This is a genomic window from Chryseobacterium lactis (assembly GCF_003815875.1).
Classification (GTDB): Bacteria; Bacteroidota; Bacteroidia; order Flavobacteriales; family Weeksellaceae; genus Chryseobacterium; species Chryseobacterium lactis.
This window is the reverse complement of record NZ_CP033924.1, coordinates 4,873,225-4,891,566: the sequence shown is the minus strand read 5'-3', so window position 1 is coordinate 4,891,566 and position 18,342 is coordinate 4,873,225. Positions and strand designations below refer to the sequence as shown.

Here is an 18,342-nt window from a genome sequence, read left to right as displayed (position 1 = left end):
TTCTGTTTCTATGGTATTGTAATTCAAATTTTAATGATACGAAGATTGTTGTAAATTTCTTAAACATGCTATGTTTTGTAAATAATCATAGACTTGTGAAATAGTTTTTAAAATGAGATCATTTTTTTCAAATGCATGGTTAATGTTGATATATTGGTATCAGAAATAGTAAAAAAGAAATTAGAGACCACGTATATACTTTAGACACGTATATATGTGATCCATTATTAATCATTAAATTTAAAATTATGAATTCAGAAAATGAAATCAAAGCACGTTACCGTGCTTATTGTGATGCTTGTGAAAGTGGTCACCTTGAAAAACTTGAAAACTTTTGGAAGGTTCCTACAATTTTTGTTGTCAATGACGGCGCTCCAGGAGTAGCTAAACATTTAATCAAAGGATATGATGAACTTGTCAGCTTATATCGTACAATGTTTGATGCTTCTACAGGCGTTGACCAAACAGTGATCACCAAACAGGATGTTACGATGTATGGAAATAATTTAGGAATTATTCAGACTGAACTGGAACATTATGCAGGTGAAAGATTAGATAATATCCAAAAGGCGATATATCATTGTGTGAAGGAAAATGGTGAATGGTATTTTGTAGCCCACCTCAGCGATATAGAAAACAAATAAAACCCGATTTTTTTATTCAATGTACGATGAGTACAACTAATATCTTTCCCGAATTTAGTATCAATTTGTTATCACAAATATTTTAAGTTAAATCAGAATTTTAACAACACAACAGATCATAAAGTGACTGGTAAAATCCCCAAGAAAAACAATCTTGGGGATTTTATTATCTATAAAGGATTTGTAATGAACTGTGATGTGGTATGTAAACCCTTTAAAACAGGCGCTTTTGGTCTGAAATTTGCATTTTGAGAATTTCCGATTTTTTATTTTTACGACAGATATTTCATTGTTAACCATTAAACATATCATATGATCATCGATGAAGATTTGCTACTAGAAAATGGCGCAATTTGCGAAGATTACGAACCTAAAACGATCTTGTTTAAGGAAGGAGATTCTCCCCATTACTATTTTCAGATTATAAGCGGAACTGTAGAATTGAATAATTATCATGAAGATGGTAAAGAATTTACTTTCAATATTCTTTCTGCGGGTCAGAGTATCGGGGAATCATTGCTATTTAGTGATAATAACTATCCAATGAATGCCGTGGTTAAAACACGGTCTCAAATTTTAAAGCTGCCCAAAAGCGTTTTTTTGGATCTTATCCGTAAAGACCAGGATATTACATTGAATTTCTTCCGGTGTCTTTCTGATCGCCTTTATTACAAATACATTATGTTGTTTAATAATTCATCGGCAGATCCTTTGACAAAGATCAGTTGTTTGCTTAATTATTTCAAAGGGTTCAGCGGTGATAAAGGTCAGTTTACGTATCATGTTCCTTTTACCCGTCAGCAAATTGCCAATTTAACTGGGCTTTGTGTAGAAACCGTTATCCGGTCTATAAAAAAGATGGAAAAACAGAACGTCGTCAGAATTACAAATAGAAAGATTTACTATTAGCATTGTAAAGCAAAATTTATAGCTGCCTGATTGTGACAGTACATTCATATAAATAATATCCTCCGTAAGACTATGGAGGATATTATTTATATGGTATTTTGAAGATAATGAATTTTGTGTTATCCATTTTCTCTGATACCTGTTATAGTGCTTTCGTATTGAGTCCTGTATCAGCAACTTTTGTAAGTAGCTTGTCACATTTCTTTTCTTCGTTAAGAGTTGCCAGAAAGTTTTTAAGGCAAACATTTTCTTTAAGGACTTTTGCATAGGCAGCAAGGGTACCATACGTTGCAATTTCATAATGTTCAACTTTTTGTGCTGCTGCTATGATTCCTGCATCTCGTACAGATCCTGGTTTTGTTTCTTCCATGATGTTTTTTCCTTCATCAAGAAGTCCCTGCATGGCATCACATTTTTTTGCCTGTGCTCTTTTTTTAAGGGATTTGAAACATTCTTCAAGCCTTTTTACATGAACCTGTGTTTCCATCAGGTGATTTTCAATGGCTTGTTTTAGCTTTTTGTCTGTAGCATTCTTATGCATTTTTGGTAATGCTTTCACCAATGCTTTTTCTGCCCAATAGATGTCTTTCAGACCATCTTCAAACAGATCCTTCAATTCTTTGGCGGCATTCTTCTTTGCCGGTGTTTTTGTTGTTTTTTTAGCCGGAGTTGATTTGGCTGCTGTTGATTTTTTTGGTGTTGTTTTTTTTGTGACGGTTTTGGTTGCCATAATATTATATTTAGTGTGATTGTTTTTAATAGCTGCAATTCTAAGACCATTTACTTTACCTGTCAATGATTTGTGGTACTAAAAGTAGAGGATGGAAATTCGAATCAGGCTTTAAACTAGCTGAATTAGAATCCCATTGAAGCAATATTAGTAAGGAGAAGAGAAGAATGGAGGAGGTTTTTAATTCTTGTCTGTGATAAAGAGGAAGCCCGCGGAAGCTACGAATATATTTTTGATAATCAATTAATTAAATGAAAATTTATTAATTTATTTTATTGTAGGTTTGCAGAGCATTTATAAAACAGGTCACTGCCTTTGCTACTCTGTAATAGTTTAAAATCACAATTTTTTCTTTCAGTTTGCTTTTTCAGCTACCAATTTATAGTCTTAATTTCAATTGTGAAAAGTAAAGGTTATAAAGTCCTATCTTACCAATAGGAGCGATACGTTATTGCAGGTTAATCAATAATATTTTGATGTTGTTGTTACAGCTAAAGCAAGTAATAAGATGAATAGAAAGAATATTCTTTGTTTATCCTTATCATGCACCAATTCAAATTCTGATAAACAGATTTGCTTACAAATTACCGGAAGGCCGGGGAATTTTATAATGAGTTTCAAAAATTTAAATTTAATTAATCCGATTATCCGAGCTGTTACAGAAGCCGGATATTCTAAACCTACCGAAATACAGGATTCTGCGATTCCGTATATTTTGGCAGGTAAGGATGTTGTAGGATGTGCACAAACGGGAACCGGAAAAACGGCTGCCTTTGTAATGCCTATTTTACAGTTACTCAAAAAATATACCCCTGAACATAAGGAAATACGAACTTTAATTCTTACCCCAACCCGGGAATTGGCTATACAAATCGAGGAAAATTTTGGTCTTTACAGCAAATATTTACCATTATCCCAACTTTCTATTTTTGGAGGTGTTTCAGCTGGAAGCCAGCTTGCTGCCCTGAGAAAAAGAGTGGATATTTTGGTAGCAACTCCGGAAAGACTTTTGGAATTGGTAGATCAAAGATATATTGACTTGTCCAAAATTGAAATATTTGTTTTGGATGAAGCAGACAAAATGTTGGATATGGGATTTGTAAATGATGTAAGAAAAATTTTAAAACTGCTTCCCCAGAAAAGACAAACGCTGTTTTTTTCTGCTACAATGCCGGTAAGCATCAGAAAATTTGCAGAAACGATTATGAAGAATCCTGTGGAAGTTACCGTTCATCCTGTGTTGCCAGCAACGCAAACATTGAAGCAGTCGGCAACATCAACGTCCCAATATTCCGGAAATTTATAGTAGTCGGATTGGAAGAACAGGAGCAGAAGCAACGGCTATCTCATTTTGGAGGCCGGATCTAAAAAATATCAGAACCTGATAGGATTTTTAATCCTTTCAGATTATTTAAGAAATAAAATCTGTAAAGTGTACAGATAAAATAAATACAATTTTTAATAATAATTACAATGCAAGAAGGCACCGTAAAATTTTTCAATGAAGCAAAAGGCTTCGGTTTTATTTCTCCTGCGGACGGGAGTAAAGACATATTTGTACATTCTTCAGGATTAACGACAAGAGTGATCCGTGAAAATGATAAAGTAGTTTTCGATGTACAAAAAAGTGATAAAGGTTTGAACGCAGTTAACGTAAAGTTGGCATAATTCAAATTTTGATTGCATAGGTGTTATACAATATCATTGCAATATCAGTATCATATTTTTATATTTTTTTACAAATGAAAATCCATACACTTTTAGTATCTGGATATATTGTTTGAAGAACATTGATGTAAGTTAGATTATTTTTTATTTTCCATTATGTTCATTAACCTCTCGCTTAATGTGAGAGGTTTTTAAGGATTTTGAAAGATTGGAAATTAATTGACATCACTGCACAAACTGACATTTGAAGATTATAAATGGTAAAGCCTGCTTTTAAGGCTTTCTCTTCTAAATGCCGATTGTGAAACATCCATATTTTATTCCCAAATATAAAATTCCTGTAAGGAGTAATACCATCATATGATTATTATCAACAGTTTTAATGAGTATAAATCTCTTGAAGGCCAGGTACTCGGAGTTTCTGATTGGCACAGAATCGACCAGAATCAGATTGACCGATTTGCAGAAGCAACATTAGATTATCAATGGATTCACGTAGACAAAGATAAAGCTGAAAATGAAGGGCCATTTAAATCAACCATTGCTCATGGGTATTTAACATTGTCTATGATTCCTTATCTCTGGAAGCAGATTGCAGATGTGAGAAATGTGAAAATGGAAATTAATTACGGAATAGAAAATCTCAAATTCGGACAACCCGTCCCTGTCAACAGTGATGTACAACTTAAGGCGACTGTAAAATCAGTAACTGATCTTAAAGGAACTGTAAAGGCAGTTGTTGAAGCAAAATTGCTGATTAAAGATCAACTAAAACCTGCCTATACAGGTGATGTTGTTTTCCTTTACCATTTCTATTGATGCACTATCGTTTCCCCCTAAAATTTTATCCATTAAAGGAATTTAAAATTAATGATAGAATTTTAACTGATATCAGAAATTTAAAAATTATTCCTGAGCAGACAGCAACCGTTTATAATAATAGGTACTTGCATTTACATTTAAAAATAGTAAGTGATAAATTGTGTGTGTAAATGAATTATCTTTACAGTATTGATAAAGGAGTTGTTTTGCACCAAAAAATTTATATATTTAGTTTTTTATTTGCTTTTTTTTCGCTTTACTCGCAGCGCTATAACACTCAGATTTACAACACGGATAATGACCTTCCACAAGATAGTATTAAAGATATTACAGAGGATAGGTTCTGCTTTATTGGGTTCACAAAGGAAAACGCTATTGTAAGGCTTGATGGCTTACATTTTTTAGATACAAGAATTTTCCACTTGGCAAGCAGCGGTTTACTTATTTTTATGGAAATCATGAAAAAGACAGTGTTTTCACTACTGGAGATTACGGAAAAACTATGCTCAATGCAGCTATTGCAGATGATAGAACGCAAAATTATCATAGAATGGCATGAAATAAAAGGAACTTCTTTCAGATGACTATTAAAAAATAAAAAAGATGATTAAAAAGATTCTCATTGCAGATGATCATGATATTGTATTAACGGGTACTGTTTTAATCTTAGAGTCCCGGATTCCCGATTTGATGATAGATACCGCCGAGAATTATCCGGAAGTTCTCGATAAAATAGGTCAACAAAAATATGATCTTATTATTCTGGACATTAATATGCCTGGAAGTAAAAACAAAAAGATGATCTCAGAAATTAAAGCTATTGCTCCCCTGATCAAAATATTGGTTTTTTCGTCTTATGAAGAAGAAATTGCCGTGCAGTATATCAAAGAAGGGGCAGATGGCTATATTAATAAGTTGAGTAAAGTACACGAGATTTCTGAAGCGGTAAAAAAAATGTTTGCAGAAGGACATTATTATCCGGCAGGTGTTGTCAATAAACTTCTTCAACCTTCTTTACTTGACTCTATAAAAAAGCTGTCGGAACGGGAGTTTGAAATTTTTGTGCTAATGGTTAAGGGAAATGGGAATCTAGAAATCTCCAATGCCATGGATATACAGATGTCTACGATCAGTACTTATAAAAAAAGGATTCATAACAAATTAAAAACAACAAATCTTGCAGATCTTATTAAGCTTTATGAAGCTTACACCTCATAAGTATATATCTGGAGTAAATCAAAATAAATGTGTTATTTCATGTAGAAAATTTTCTACAAATACCGTAGTTTTTTTCTACACCTTGTGATATTTCCTGTAGTATTAATTCTAATATTTTTACATTATGTTAAAAAGCAGAGTCTAATAATGTTTTTAAAATAATGATCAATGTTTAAAATTTCTACAAAATTATTTTTTGCAATCATGGCGCTAAGTCCGGTTATTGCTTTTGCCCAAGCAAGAAATATTGGAGTCAATACAGCTAATCCGGGTTCCACCATGGATATTAACGGGTCATTAGCTGCCAATTATAATGCAGTGAATACTCCTTCTTATAATTTGACCTCATCAGATTTTCATGTATCCTATAATGGTACTGCGAACGGAACATTTAATCTTCCTTCTTCAATTAATGGAGCAGGGAACTTTAAGGGACGTATTTACAGAATTAAAAATAATACAAACTTTACAATCACAGTAAATGCGGCGGTACCGGAAACAATTAATGGAAATACAAGTATTTCAGTGCCTGCCAACCAGAGTGTGGAATTAATCAATACAGGACTTACCGGAGCCAATTCTACATGGGATGATAAAGGTAACAACAATATAACTGCATCCAATGGTCTTAACGTATCAGGTACAGACATAAAATTAGGTGGAACTCTTTTACAGCCTACAAATATTGCCACGGCGGGAAATAATCTAAGTGTGAATGGTACCGGAAAGTTTTTAGTGGGAACCAACACCGTACCTACAGGAGCATCCAATGCGAAAGTTGTAATAGATAACGGCAATACAAACGGAGCACTTCAGATTAAAGACGGTACTGAACAGCTGGGATACGTATTGACGAGTGATACTAACGGATTAGCAACGTGGTCATCAACCGTTACCACGGCTTTTGCAAATAACTGGACCCCTTATACCGGGACATTGGTTAATCCTTACACAGGGGCAACAGGTGGCGGTGGCCTGAATACAGGGATACAGGTGACAATCCCGGCTAAAGGATGGTATTTTTTCAGATGTGGTGTCGCTATTAATTCTGATTGTAATGATTATTTCTTTTATATCAATGGAGTAGGCGATGTATGGAGAAGTTATTGCGGATCAAATACGGCTGCCTTTATGTTCCCAAGGGATCAAAACCGGGTATTATATTTTGCCGCCCCGGGAACCTACACTGTATTGGCGGGTAAAACAAATGGAGTTGTGCCGGCTACTTTTAACGGAGGGAATCCTACCTTTTATTTGGACTTTGTAAAATTCCAAAATTAATATTCTGATATTTCATCAGGTAAAAATATTTTGTTCTATACGTCAACGATTCTGGAAACATATAATGAATTGAACGGCTGCAAAGGTTTATATCTGGCAGCTTTTCATGTTAATGCTAAAAAACAAGAAGATGTCATTTGTTTGTAAATCAATAAGATATTAGAAATTTTTAGTCTGAATTTTATATTTCTTTTCATTCTCATTTAAAATTAAGTCGCTGTCTACATTTCTATGATAGAAAAAAACTCAGAAAATGTTAATCTAATTTTTATATTTGTATCCATTGGATTTTGGTTCATAAAAGGCTGTTGATAATCCAATAAAAGCTTTAAAATTAGATAACCATAAATAAAGAAGAGTAAAGAATGGATAAAATTAATGTATTACTTATTGTAACTCTAATCTCTATATTTATTTCATTAATTCTTGCCTTTTTTCTTCTTACCGTCAAAACAAAATACAAAACAAGTAATATTCTTTTTGCTGTTTTTCTCATATTAGCTGCAGTAGATCTTAGCGAGCCTTTATTTAATTTAGTAGTTGATGGTCCCTCAAATCTGGGAATGCTGAGAACTACATTGGCATTTTTGCAAATTCCTGTCTTTTATCTCTACGTAGTATCGGTTTGTTATTCTGATTTTAAGCTTAAACCTAAATACTTCTTCCATCTGCTTCCCTTTTTGATAGTAAATATTGTTTTGTTGCCCCGTTTTTATACAGTAGATCTTTCTTCTAAAATTAATTTTATTATCAACCGTCAGCATATGATAGAATTACAGTTCATTCATATTCTGTTCCATATTCAGTTTGTGGTTTATTTTATTGCTGTTTTTATACTGTTGAGAAAGACAAAAAAATTATATCTTGAAAATAATGCGGGCACCCATCTTAATTCCTATAATTGGTTGTTTCAGTTTACGGTCGTGCTTACTGTTTTATATTCAATCGCACTTTTAAAGAATATTTTCAAATTTTCCGATTATCCATACATTTCTGAATGGATCAAATTTGGCATCTTAGTAATTCAGCCGTTTATATTTTGTTGGTATTTATTCAAGGCATTAAACAACCCTGAATTATTTAGAAATGTAGATTCAAAATTACAACTTGTTGCCGAGATTATTTTGGAAGAAAAAAATAAGGAGCAATCAGTAGCTAATGAAGATAACTACAATGAGGAGCTGCTGAAATTAAGGAGTTATATGATTGAAAAAAAACCATTTCTTAATCCTTCAGTAACTATTCAGGATATTTCTGAAAATATTCAGATTCCTACCCGGGAATTATCTGTTTTAATTAATCATCAGCTAGGACAACATTTTTATGACTTCGTGAATACCTATCGTATAGAAAGTGCTATGGAAATTTTAAAAGATACCACAAAAAGCAAAGTCACTATTCTTGAAATCTTATATGAAGTAGGTTTTAATTCTAAATCTTCCTTTAATACGGCTTTTAAAAAGCACACTGGAAATACCCCAACTTATTATCGTAATAATTTACAAATCAGTAGTTTGTAATTACTCGTACGCCTTTTCTTAAGGAGTCGTACGCATTTTTTGCAACAAATGTGGTCGACTACTTTTACTCGGTCGCATAAGATTGGGTTCTGTTGGATATTTGTATCGAAATAATTTTTAAACATAAAAAAATCGATACAATGAAAACTTCACTAAAATTCGCAGCAGCACTTTTATTAATAAGTAACTTATCTTTTGGACAGGATATCACCAAAAAAATTGATTCAATAATCAATGTCAGTTATCAAAAAAATCCTGAGATCGGTATAAGTGTAGGTTTTATTAAAAATAATGAAGAACACTATATTGCCCATGGTCGTTTGAATGCAGAAAGTACGGCTGAAATTGATAAAAATTCCATTTTTGAAATTGCATCCATTACTAAAATTCTGACATCAAATTTAATTGCACAGGCGGTTGTTGATCGCAAAATTAAACTAGATGATTATATAGACAATTATCTTCCCAAAGGCTATGTGCTGAACAGTAATCTTAAAAATAAAATTAAAATTTCCGACCTGGCTTCTCACCAATCAGGCTTACCCGATATAGATTTTGGAAAATTAATAGAACAGAATCCACAACAGCCTGTAAGCAGTGTTACAGAAAAAACATTGGCCACCATCATCAATAATTGTACTGAGCTGAAAGACTATGGTAAATATCGTTATTCTACGATTGGATATACTTTACTGGGACAAATATTAGAAAAAGTGTATGGTAAATCTTATGATGAGATCATCAGAGCTAAAATAATAAAGCCATTACACATGACCCACACATTCACTAAAGATTTTAATGTAAAAAACAGAACGACGGCTCACAATCCAAATGGCGGTATCCAGGAATTTTTTACATGGAATGTGACTGCACCTGCTGGATTAGTAAAATCTAATGCTTCTGATATGGTTACCTATTTAAAAGAAGTTTTAAAGAACGAATCTACCATAGGGAAAGCCTCTATCATTGCCGAAAAAATCTATTATAAAGATGAAAAAAGAGAAATGGGATTAGGGTTGAACATCAGCACGGATGACCAAAATACCATTTATTTAAAGTCAGGCGATTCTATGGGACAATCTTCAATCATCTGCTACAACCGAGCTAAGAAGTGGGGTATTATCATATTGCTGGATCAGAGAAATTCAAAATTGAGACAAGATCTGTTGAATCAAATTTATGATAACGTATTGAAATAAATAGAGTTGCATCGATTTCAAATTGAGGCTATTATTTAAAACTTGTTTATAGAATAACTTCCAGTCTTCAAAATTCAGGTTAAATAAGAAATTCGACAGAGTACATAAAAACCTAAAAAACTTATTTTTTTGAAAGCATCTATCTGAGTTGCTTTGTCGAAAAAAGAAGATGAAACCTTCTTCCTTTACTTAGTCACTATAATTATCATACTTATGACCACACAGAATTTACAAGCACAAAACAAATCCTTTGAAAACGATGTAAAAACAATCGATAGAAATTAAAAACATTCGCTAATAAAGCCTTAGAAGGAAGGCAAGAGACTATAGATTTTTACCATTAAATATAATACCATGAAAAATATTCTTTATTTACTAATTTTCACATTGATAATGTCTAGCTGCAAAACAAGCAATAACGCACTGACCTCTACCAAAAATTATAACTTTCTTACGGATAGTTTGCATATTAATCAACAATTAGAAAAATATAAACTTCCCGGATTTAGTGTGGTTGTTTTCGAGAATTATAAAGTTGTTTATTCCAATCAATTTGGAGTGAAATCGATGAATTCTCAAGAAAAGATAGATGAAAATACTGCTTTTTCTACGGCATCTATTTCGAAACCGATTACGGCACTTCTTTGCTATTTACTTGAGGAGAAAGGCTTAATTAATTTAGATGATCCAATCGATAAATCACTAAAACGTTGGCATTTACCTAAAAGTAAGTTTACTGAAAAGATAAGCCCAGCATGGAGACAATTTCTTAATCACACGGCCGGTACCTCACAGAGTGGATTTGAAGATCATTATGAAGGGGAAAAAATTCCGACCATTACGCAGAGTCTTTTAGGACAGATTCCCAGGTACGAAAAGGAAATTGAATTTTTGTTCACACCGGGTACTGATTGGCAATATAGTGGTGGTGGCTATGTAATTGTTCAGATGGCCTTGGAAGATACCTTCAATAAACCTATTGCAGAACTTGCAAAAGAGTATATTTTTTCACCTCTCGGTTTGAAAAATACAACCATGATACAACCTAATGAAAAAGGATTTTTAACAAATGTAGCTCTGGTTCATGATAAAGATGGAAAAGTGATTAAAACAGGCCTGCCAATTACTCCACAAGTGGGACCTTCGGGATTGTGGTCTACACCTACTGATTTGGCTAAACTTTCTATTGAAATACAAAATGCCTTAAGAAACAAAAATAACAAAGTGATATCTCATCAGATTGCAACAAAAATGACGAAAGTAACTGCTATCAAAAACGCGGTTGGCGGTTGGGGATATGGATGGCAAAAATCTTTTGCGTACAACAATTATGATTGGTTTTCATGTAATGGTTCCAATACAGGAGTAGGAGGTAGTGTTTTCGCAACCATGAAAGATGGAAATGGTTTTGTATTTCTTGCCAACGGGGAAAAACCAAATCGTTTTCCTGTGATGAATAAGACTCAAAGGACGATTCTGACATTGATGAACTGGAACGGAAAAGAACCTAAAGTAGAGACGCAGGAAATGCCTTTCACCCTAAAACAAAAACTAATCGGAACCTATGATGATTTTCTTTATGGGCAGGGAATGGAAACCAAAATATTGGAAAAGAATAACCGTCTGTATGTGGAGTCACCAATTTTGGAACATTTTAAAGGAAAAAATGAATATGAACTGGTTTATTTGAAAAACGGATTATTTAAAATTGTAGATTATCCAAACCTGTTACAATTTGATTTCAACAATGGAAAGATAGACTCTGTTACCTTAACGAGAGATTCCTTGCAAACTAAAGTTCAGGTCATTAATAAAAAATAGATAACAATTACTCAATATCTTCAATGTACCAACATCTGATCTTTTTAGATGTTGGTACATTAATTTTATCCGGAATAGTTGAGGCAAAGGATAAGTATTCATTTGGTTCGGATAGAAAACTGTTTTGTTCATAAAAAAATATAGAAATAAAATTACAGTAATTTTCGATTAAATATTTGATGATTAACAATAAAAACATACTTTTGTAATCAATAACATAAAATCATACTCGATTGTATTGTTGTTAAAAAAAACTAAAACCCTAAGCTTGAAAATTAATTAAACCATGAATGAACAAAACTATACTGTATTTATACTAATTCATCAAAACTGATTGTTTCCAACAATTGAGAACAATAGTAAATCTTCTGAATTCTTTTAAAGTTACAAATTCTATTTAGCCAAAATTTGGCTCATTTCGGTATGCCCTGAATTAGATGAAAAATACTGATTTATGGAAGCATAACAGATATTTTACTGTCGATTTGAGAAAAAAGAATTGTGTAGAAATATCAGAAGAGGAGATGTTGTCCGATCAGTTATGATGCTACACTATTGATTAACCATATACTTTTAAAATCAATGTTTCTTCATTGATTAAAGAAATCTGTTTATGTACGAATCTATTTCATATAAATAAAAATTGTATTCAATAATCAGGTGAAGTATTTAAAAAATCAAGTTTACAATTAATATTAAACCAACCAATTTTATATACTATTATGACAAAAAAACTACTTACCATTGCCTTGACTGGTTTACTCAGTACGACGGCTTTTGCAGCTGATCTATATGTTAGAAATGCCGGAGCCGGTGGAGCATATTCTACTGTAAGTGCGGCTATTACTGCCGCTTCAGACGGAGACAGAATCATCATTCAACCCAAAATAAATGGGACCGCCTATGTAGAAAACCTGATCATCAACAAATCACTGACTTTTGTCTCTGAAACCAATTATAACAAATACATCATTCAGGGAAATGTTACCATCAGCCCGGCAGCGGGAAGAGTAGTGACTATTAGCAGCCTGAGTTCAGGGATTTCCGGCGGATATACTCTGGAAGCAAGTGGAGCAACAACCGGGGGAAGAACTACCATTAATCTTTATAACTGTGATTTGAATAATGTCTTTACGTACCAGGTGAATACAACCACAAATATTTCAGGTTGTACGGTTAAAGAAAGTTTGATCTTCTCGCACGGAAGGTGTACGGCTAATAAAGCAAATTATATTAATATCTATTCTCAGGCAGAAGACACCAGTCTAGCCACATCTGACGTTGAGGTGTATGGAAATGTATCCAAATCAGGGATATCGAACGCGCAGCTCAATTATAATTTTAAATTCTACAATAATTTTTGTACCGGTTTTATTGTTTCCAATTTTAAAGCGGGAGGTTCTGGTGAAATCATTAACAATACGGTCTATAACCCAAATCCTGGTGATTTCGGTCCGTTTTATATTAGCTTAAATGGTCCGATTCCTGGAAATATTACGATTATGAACAATGCTGGTTCTTTTGTGGTAGGCCAAACCAATGCCTGTATCAAAAACGAAAGTACTAATGTTAATGTAACAGCTACGTATAATTTATTTACCAATTCATTTGTAACACAGGGAACTATGACCCAAAGCAACAATTCAGGGGCTGTCAATATGAATTTCGATAACACGGCATATACTATAGCCGGAATGAATGTAAATGCGGGAAATCCTGCCATAAACTATACAGATTTGGATTTAACGAGAAACGATGCCGGACACTATGGTGGCTCTAACAGCTGGGCGAATTACTGGCCGTCAGATAACGGAGGAAAGCCTCAGGTAAATTATTTGGTAACTCCAAGAACAATCAGCAGTGGTACTTTAAGCATCACCGGATCTGGTTTTTCTAAATAATCCTTAAGCATCGAATAATATGAATAAATATATTTATAGTATAATCGCTTTGTTTATAGCAACATTGTGCTGGGCACAAATGTTCGTAAGCCAGGCCGAATATTTCTGGGATACCGATCCGGGAACAGGAAACGGAACTCCGGTATTGGCAACCGATGGGAGCTTCAATAGTGCTTTTGAACAACTAACCAAAACTGGAATTGCCACGCCGGGTAGTGGTTTACACAAATTATCTGTCCGTATCAAAGACAATACGGGGGTTTGGGGACCTGTTTTTACCAACGTCATCAATGTCGAGCAAAACACGGTATCTGCTGTAATGGCTCTGGCACAAGCCGAATATTTCTGGGATACTGATCCAGGGACCGGAAACGGTACTCCGGTATTAGCCGCCGACGGAAATTTTGACAGGGCTTATGAGCAACTGGTAAAGACAGGAATTGCCTTACCATCCGTTGGATTGCATGTATTTAATATTCGTGTCAAAGATACCAACGGGACCTGGGGACCGGTTTTTAAAAATGTTATTAATGTAGAAACTCCAGCTTCTACCGGTTGTTGGCAAAGCCTTAGTGCAGGAACTGAACATTCGGTAGGGATAAAGAACGATGGAACACTATGGGCATGGGGAAATAATGCTTATGGGCAATTGGGAGACGGAAGTACAATTGACACAAATGTCCCTGTTCAAATAGGAACGGCAAATAATTGGAAAGTCATCGCTGCCGGAGCACAGCATACCCTTGCTATCAAAACAGATGGAACCTTATGGGCATGGGGAAGGAATGAGTATGGACAATTAGGGGATGGAACTAAAAATGATAAATTGAGCCCAACTCAAATAGGAACAGCAACGAATTGGCAAAATGTTAGCGGGGGAGTCTATTATACAGTAGCCACCAAAACAAATGGAACACTTTGGGCATGGGGTTTTAATGGATATAGACAGTTAGGCGATGGTACAATGACAAATAAAACCGAACCTACACAAATCGGAACAGAAACAAATTGGCAAAGTGCAGTAGCAGGTTCGGTACATACTCTTGCTATCAAAACTAATGGTACACTTTGGGGATGGGGTTATAACACTACCGGCCAACTAGGTGATGGAACTACAACCGACAGATCGACTCCAACACAAATAGGGTCAGCTACCAATTGGAAAAGTGTAGATGTAGGAAGTATGCATTCTGTAGGAATCAAAACAGATGGAACACTTTGGGCCTGGGGTACGAATGAGTATGGGCAATTAGGTGATGGAACAACTACTTATAAAAATATCCCTATACAAATAGGAACTGCAACCAATTGGCAAAATGTATCCGCCGGAGGTAGTTTTACTTTTGCGAACAGAACAGATGGTACGCTTTGGAGTTGGGGATATAATTCTTATGGAGTGTTAGGCCAGAGTTCAGGAAGCACATTAATACCTAAGCAGGTAGGTTCTTTTTCAGACAGCATGCTGATTTCTGCCGGAACTTATCACGTTCTTGAAAAAAATACCAGTGGTGCTTTAAAAGTTTGTGGACGAAATGTTTCAGGGGAATTAGGGGATGGAACAACTACTCAAAAAGATACCTTTACTTCAATTGAGTGTCCTTCCAATTGCACGTCTCCAACACAGTTCTCAACGAGCAATATTACCTCTTCTACAGCTTCAATTAATTGGGTAGGATCAACACCGGTTCCCAATGGAGGTTATTTATATTTTTATAGTACGAATCCAATTGTTGGAGGTATAGGCGGAACTACTACTTCTTCTACAATGGCAAATTTAACCAATTTATTACCTAATACGACTTACTATTGGTGGGTTGCATCTCGTTGCGGATCCAGTAGAGGGAGTTGGATATCCGGAGGGTCCTTTACCACGCTTTCTGCAACGACAACAGGATGTTGGAAAGCTGTGAGTTCGGGAAGTATTCATTCAGTAGGAATTAAAACAGACGGAACACTATGGGCCTGGGGAGGTAATAATTTTGGACAAATGGGGGATGGAACTACAACTGATAGATCTACGCCAACACAAATAGGTACTGAAACAGACTGGGTAACTATTGCCACTGGGGAAAATTTTACATTAGCTATCAAATCAAATGGGACACTTTGGACTTGGGGAAGTAATGGACAGGGACAATTAGGAGATGGAACAACAAATTCAAAAAATATTCCAACACAAATAGGTACAGCAACAGACTGGGTAAGTGTTGCTGCCGGTTTTAATCATACAGTAGCGCTAAAGTCTAATGGTACCCTTTGGACTTGGGGGTCTAATACCTATGGTCAGCTGGGAGATGGAACTACAGCTGATAGATCTACTCCAACACAAATTGGAACCGAAAATAACTGGAAAACTATTACCACCGGATTGTATCATACTATTGCTATCAAAACAGATGGAAGGCTATGGGCTTGGGGATTTAATGACGAAGGCCAGCTAGGCGATGGAACTAAAGTAAATAAAAATACCCCCACACAAATAGGTACAGCAACTGATTGGAAAAATGTTGGCGGAGGATGGCGTCATACTGTTGCATTGAAAACAAATGGAACGTTATGGGCATGGGGCCGGAATGATAATGGGCAGTTGGGAGATGGAACTAAAATAAATAAAATTTCACCAACACAAATTGGAACAGCAACCAATTGGAAGACTATTAATGCTAACCAATACAATTCTTCAGCAGGAATTAAAACAGATGGTACTCTTTGGGCATGGGGAGATAATTTATTTGGTTACCTGGGAGATGGAACTAAAGTAGATAGAAGTACTCCAACGCAAATAGGAACGGCTACCGATAGAAAGATTATTGAAGCAAAGAGATTTAATAGACTTACTATAAATAATGATGGACTTTTATCAAGCTGTGGCATCAATGACTTTGGCCAAATAGGAGATGGGACTACAATTGATAGAACAATCTTTGTACCTGTTGCCTGCCCTCCAACGTGTAACCCTCCAGTGCAATTGTTTTCTTCAAATATCACTTCTGCAACGGCTACTATCAGCTGGACAGCTGCGAATCCGGCTCCTAGTGGAGGTTATTCGTATCTTTATAGTACGAATCCGGTTCTTGGAGGTATAGAGGGAAATACTTCTAATACGACGGCCAATCTTACAAATTTATTACCCGATACAACTTATTATTGGTGGGTGTCGTCTAGCTGTGGATATAGCCAGACTAATTGGATCGATGGCGGTTCTTTTACTACACTTCCTACCTCTGCAACAGGCTGTTGGGAAAGTGTGATTGCGGGCAGCTATCATTCGATAGGGCTTAAAACAGACGGAACGCTTTGGGCATGGGGATACAACAATTATGGCCAGCTGGGAGACGGAACTACTATTGGAAAAAATACCCCAACGCAAATCGGAACCGGAAATAATTGGGTGAAAATTGCAGCCGGCAGTTATTATTCAGTAGGAATTAAAGCAGACGGAACACTATGGACATGGGGTGATAATTACGATGGACAATTGGGTGACGGAACTAATATTAGCAAAAATACCCCAACACAAGTAGGTACAGCAACAGACTGGGTAAGTATTGCCGCAGGGGATAGTTATGCACTCGCCATAAAATCAAATGGAACGCTATGGGCATGGGGTTATAATTATTATGGACAATTAGGTGATGGTACCAATGTAAAGAAAAATACTCCAATCCAAATCGGAACAGAAAATGACTGGAAAATTATCGCCAGTGGTTCATATCACTCCCTTGCCATTAAAACAAATGGAACATTATGGAGCTGGGGAAAAAATAATGAAGGAGAGCTGGGAGATGGAACCAAGACCGATAAAAAAACACCTATTCAGATAGGAACTGCCGCGAATTGGAAAAATATCGATGGTGGACTTAGTCATACAATAGGAGTAAAAACAGATGGAACATTCTGGGCTTGGGGCAGTAATGTTTTTGGACAATTAGGAGATGGAACCGCAGTTGCAAAAATTACTCCGACACAAATCGGAACGGCAACAAATTGGCAGAGTGTTAGTGCTAATCGTTACCATTCTTCTGCTGCCATCAAAACAGATGGAACACTTTGGGCATGGGGTAATAATCAGAATGGACAATTAGGAGATGGTACTAAAACAACAAGATTTACTCCAACTCAAATAGGGACAACTGCCAATAGAAAAAGTATTTCATCCAGTATGTATAACAGACTTGTGATTGATACCAATGGATTTTTATCAGGCTGTGGACTCAATGACAAAGGACAAATAGGAGATGGTACAAACATTCAAAAACCGATTTTTGTCCCTATTGCTTGTCCTACAAGTACTTTAGCTGTTCAAGAAGTTTCAGCAAAAACAGATCATTTAAAAGTCTATCCAAATCCGGTTCAGGATATCCTGACGATCTCTTATGATCAGAAGATTCATTCGGTAACGGTTTACAATGCAGCAGGGCAACAGGTACTTACCAGGGAGATTAATGATACGAAAGGAATCATTGATGTTTCCAGACTCGTTTCAGGAATTTATCTTGTAAAAGTAAATGCTGTTAATGGCTTTGTAAAGACTGTAAAAGTCATCAAACGATAAGTATAATTTATAACAACTAAGATTTCAGTACGTTTGAAATTTTAATAGCGTCACTTATTTTTAAGTGGCGCTGT

14 protein-coding genes are annotated in these 18,342 nt (G+C 35.2%); 13 read left to right on the top strand and 1 reads right to left on the bottom strand.

Features of this window, described 5'->3' with window-relative positions; all coding sequences use genetic code 11:
- Positions 1-248: 248 nt before the first annotated feature.
- Positions 249-644: a nuclear transport factor 2 family protein gene (locus EG342_RS21855; protein ID WP_103289942.1), complete on the top strand. Its 396-nt coding sequence runs from the start codon at positions 249-251 to the stop codon at positions 642-644.
- A gap of 312 nt (positions 645-956) precedes the next feature.
- Positions 957-1,553, top strand: a complete 597-nt coding sequence (locus tag EG342_RS21850) for a Crp/Fnr family transcriptional regulator (protein WP_103289940.1) — start codon at positions 957-959, stop codon at positions 1,551-1,553.
- A 142-nt stretch (positions 1,554-1,695) separates the two neighbouring features.
- Here the strand turns inward: EG342_RS21850 and EG342_RS21845 are convergent, their stop codons facing one another.
- The gene (locus EG342_RS21845) at positions 1,696-2,283 is read right to left on the bottom strand and encodes a YciE/YciF ferroxidase family protein (protein ID WP_103289937.1); all 588 of its coding nucleotides are present in this window, start codon (positions 2,281-2,283) and stop codon (positions 1,696-1,698) included.
- Between the two features lie 610 nt (positions 2,284-2,893).
- Here EG342_RS21845 and EG342_RS21840 point away from each other — a divergent pair.
- The 11 genes from EG342_RS21840 (at position 2,894) to EG342_RS21790 (ending at position 18,268) form a co-directional block, all read left to right on the top strand.
- Entirely contained in the window at positions 2,894-3,589 is a 696-nt protein-coding gene (locus tag EG342_RS21840; protein WP_317126832.1) for a DEAD/DEAH box helicase, read from the top strand.
- Between the two features lie 167 nt (positions 3,590-3,756).
- Positions 3,757-3,951 carry a cold-shock protein gene (locus tag EG342_RS21835; RefSeq protein ID WP_103289934.1) on the top strand — a complete coding sequence of 65 codons (195 nt, stop codon included), beginning with the start codon at positions 3,757-3,759 and terminating at the stop codon, positions 3,949-3,951.
- A 360-nt stretch (positions 3,952-4,311) separates the two neighbouring features.
- Entirely contained in the window at positions 4,312-4,770 is a 459-nt protein-coding gene (locus EG342_RS21830; RefSeq protein ID WP_103289932.1) for a MaoC family dehydratase, read from the top strand.
- A 173-nt stretch (positions 4,771-4,943) separates the two neighbouring features.
- A complete protein-coding gene (locus EG342_RS21825) occupies positions 4,944-5,357 on the top strand; it encodes a hypothetical protein (protein ID WP_103289929.1) in 414 nt (137 codons plus the stop codon).
- Positions 5,358-5,376: 19 nt separating this feature from the next.
- Positions 5,377-5,991: a response regulator transcription factor gene (locus EG342_RS21820; RefSeq protein ID WP_103289927.1), complete on the top strand. Its 615-nt coding sequence runs from the start codon at positions 5,377-5,379 to the stop codon at positions 5,989-5,991.
- Positions 5,992-6,159: 168 nt separating this feature from the next.
- The gene (locus EG342_RS21815; protein ID WP_103289923.1) at positions 6,160-7,272 is read left to right on the top strand and encodes an autotransporter outer membrane beta-barrel domain-containing protein; all 1,113 of its coding nucleotides are present in this window, start codon (positions 6,160-6,162) and stop codon (positions 7,270-7,272) included.
- Positions 7,273-7,637: 365 nt separating this feature from the next.
- The gene (locus EG342_RS21810; RefSeq protein ID WP_103289919.1) at positions 7,638-8,792 is read left to right on the top strand and encodes a helix-turn-helix domain-containing protein; all 1,155 of its coding nucleotides are present in this window, start codon (positions 7,638-7,640) and stop codon (positions 8,790-8,792) included.
- Between the two features lie 140 nt (positions 8,793-8,932).
- Positions 8,933-9,991: a serine hydrolase domain-containing protein gene (locus EG342_RS21805; RefSeq protein WP_103289915.1), complete on the top strand. Its 1,059-nt coding sequence runs from the start codon at positions 8,933-8,935 to the stop codon at positions 9,989-9,991.
- A 354-nt stretch (positions 9,992-10,345) separates the two neighbouring features.
- The gene (locus EG342_RS21800) at positions 10,346-11,812 is read left to right on the top strand and encodes a serine hydrolase domain-containing protein (RefSeq protein ID WP_103289912.1); all 1,467 of its coding nucleotides are present in this window, start codon (positions 10,346-10,348) and stop codon (positions 11,810-11,812) included.
- Positions 11,813-12,534: 722 nt separating this feature from the next.
- Positions 12,535-13,713 carry a hypothetical protein gene (locus EG342_RS21795; protein WP_103289909.1) on the top strand — a complete coding sequence of 393 codons (1,179 nt, stop codon included), beginning with the start codon at positions 12,535-12,537 and terminating at the stop codon, positions 13,711-13,713.
- A 19-nt stretch (positions 13,714-13,732) separates the two neighbouring features.
- Complete coding sequence (locus EG342_RS21790) at positions 13,733-18,268, top strand: RCC1 domain-containing protein (protein WP_103289906.1); 4,536 nt, start codon at positions 13,733-13,735, stop codon at positions 18,266-18,268.
- Positions 18,269-18,342 lie beyond the last annotated feature (74 nt).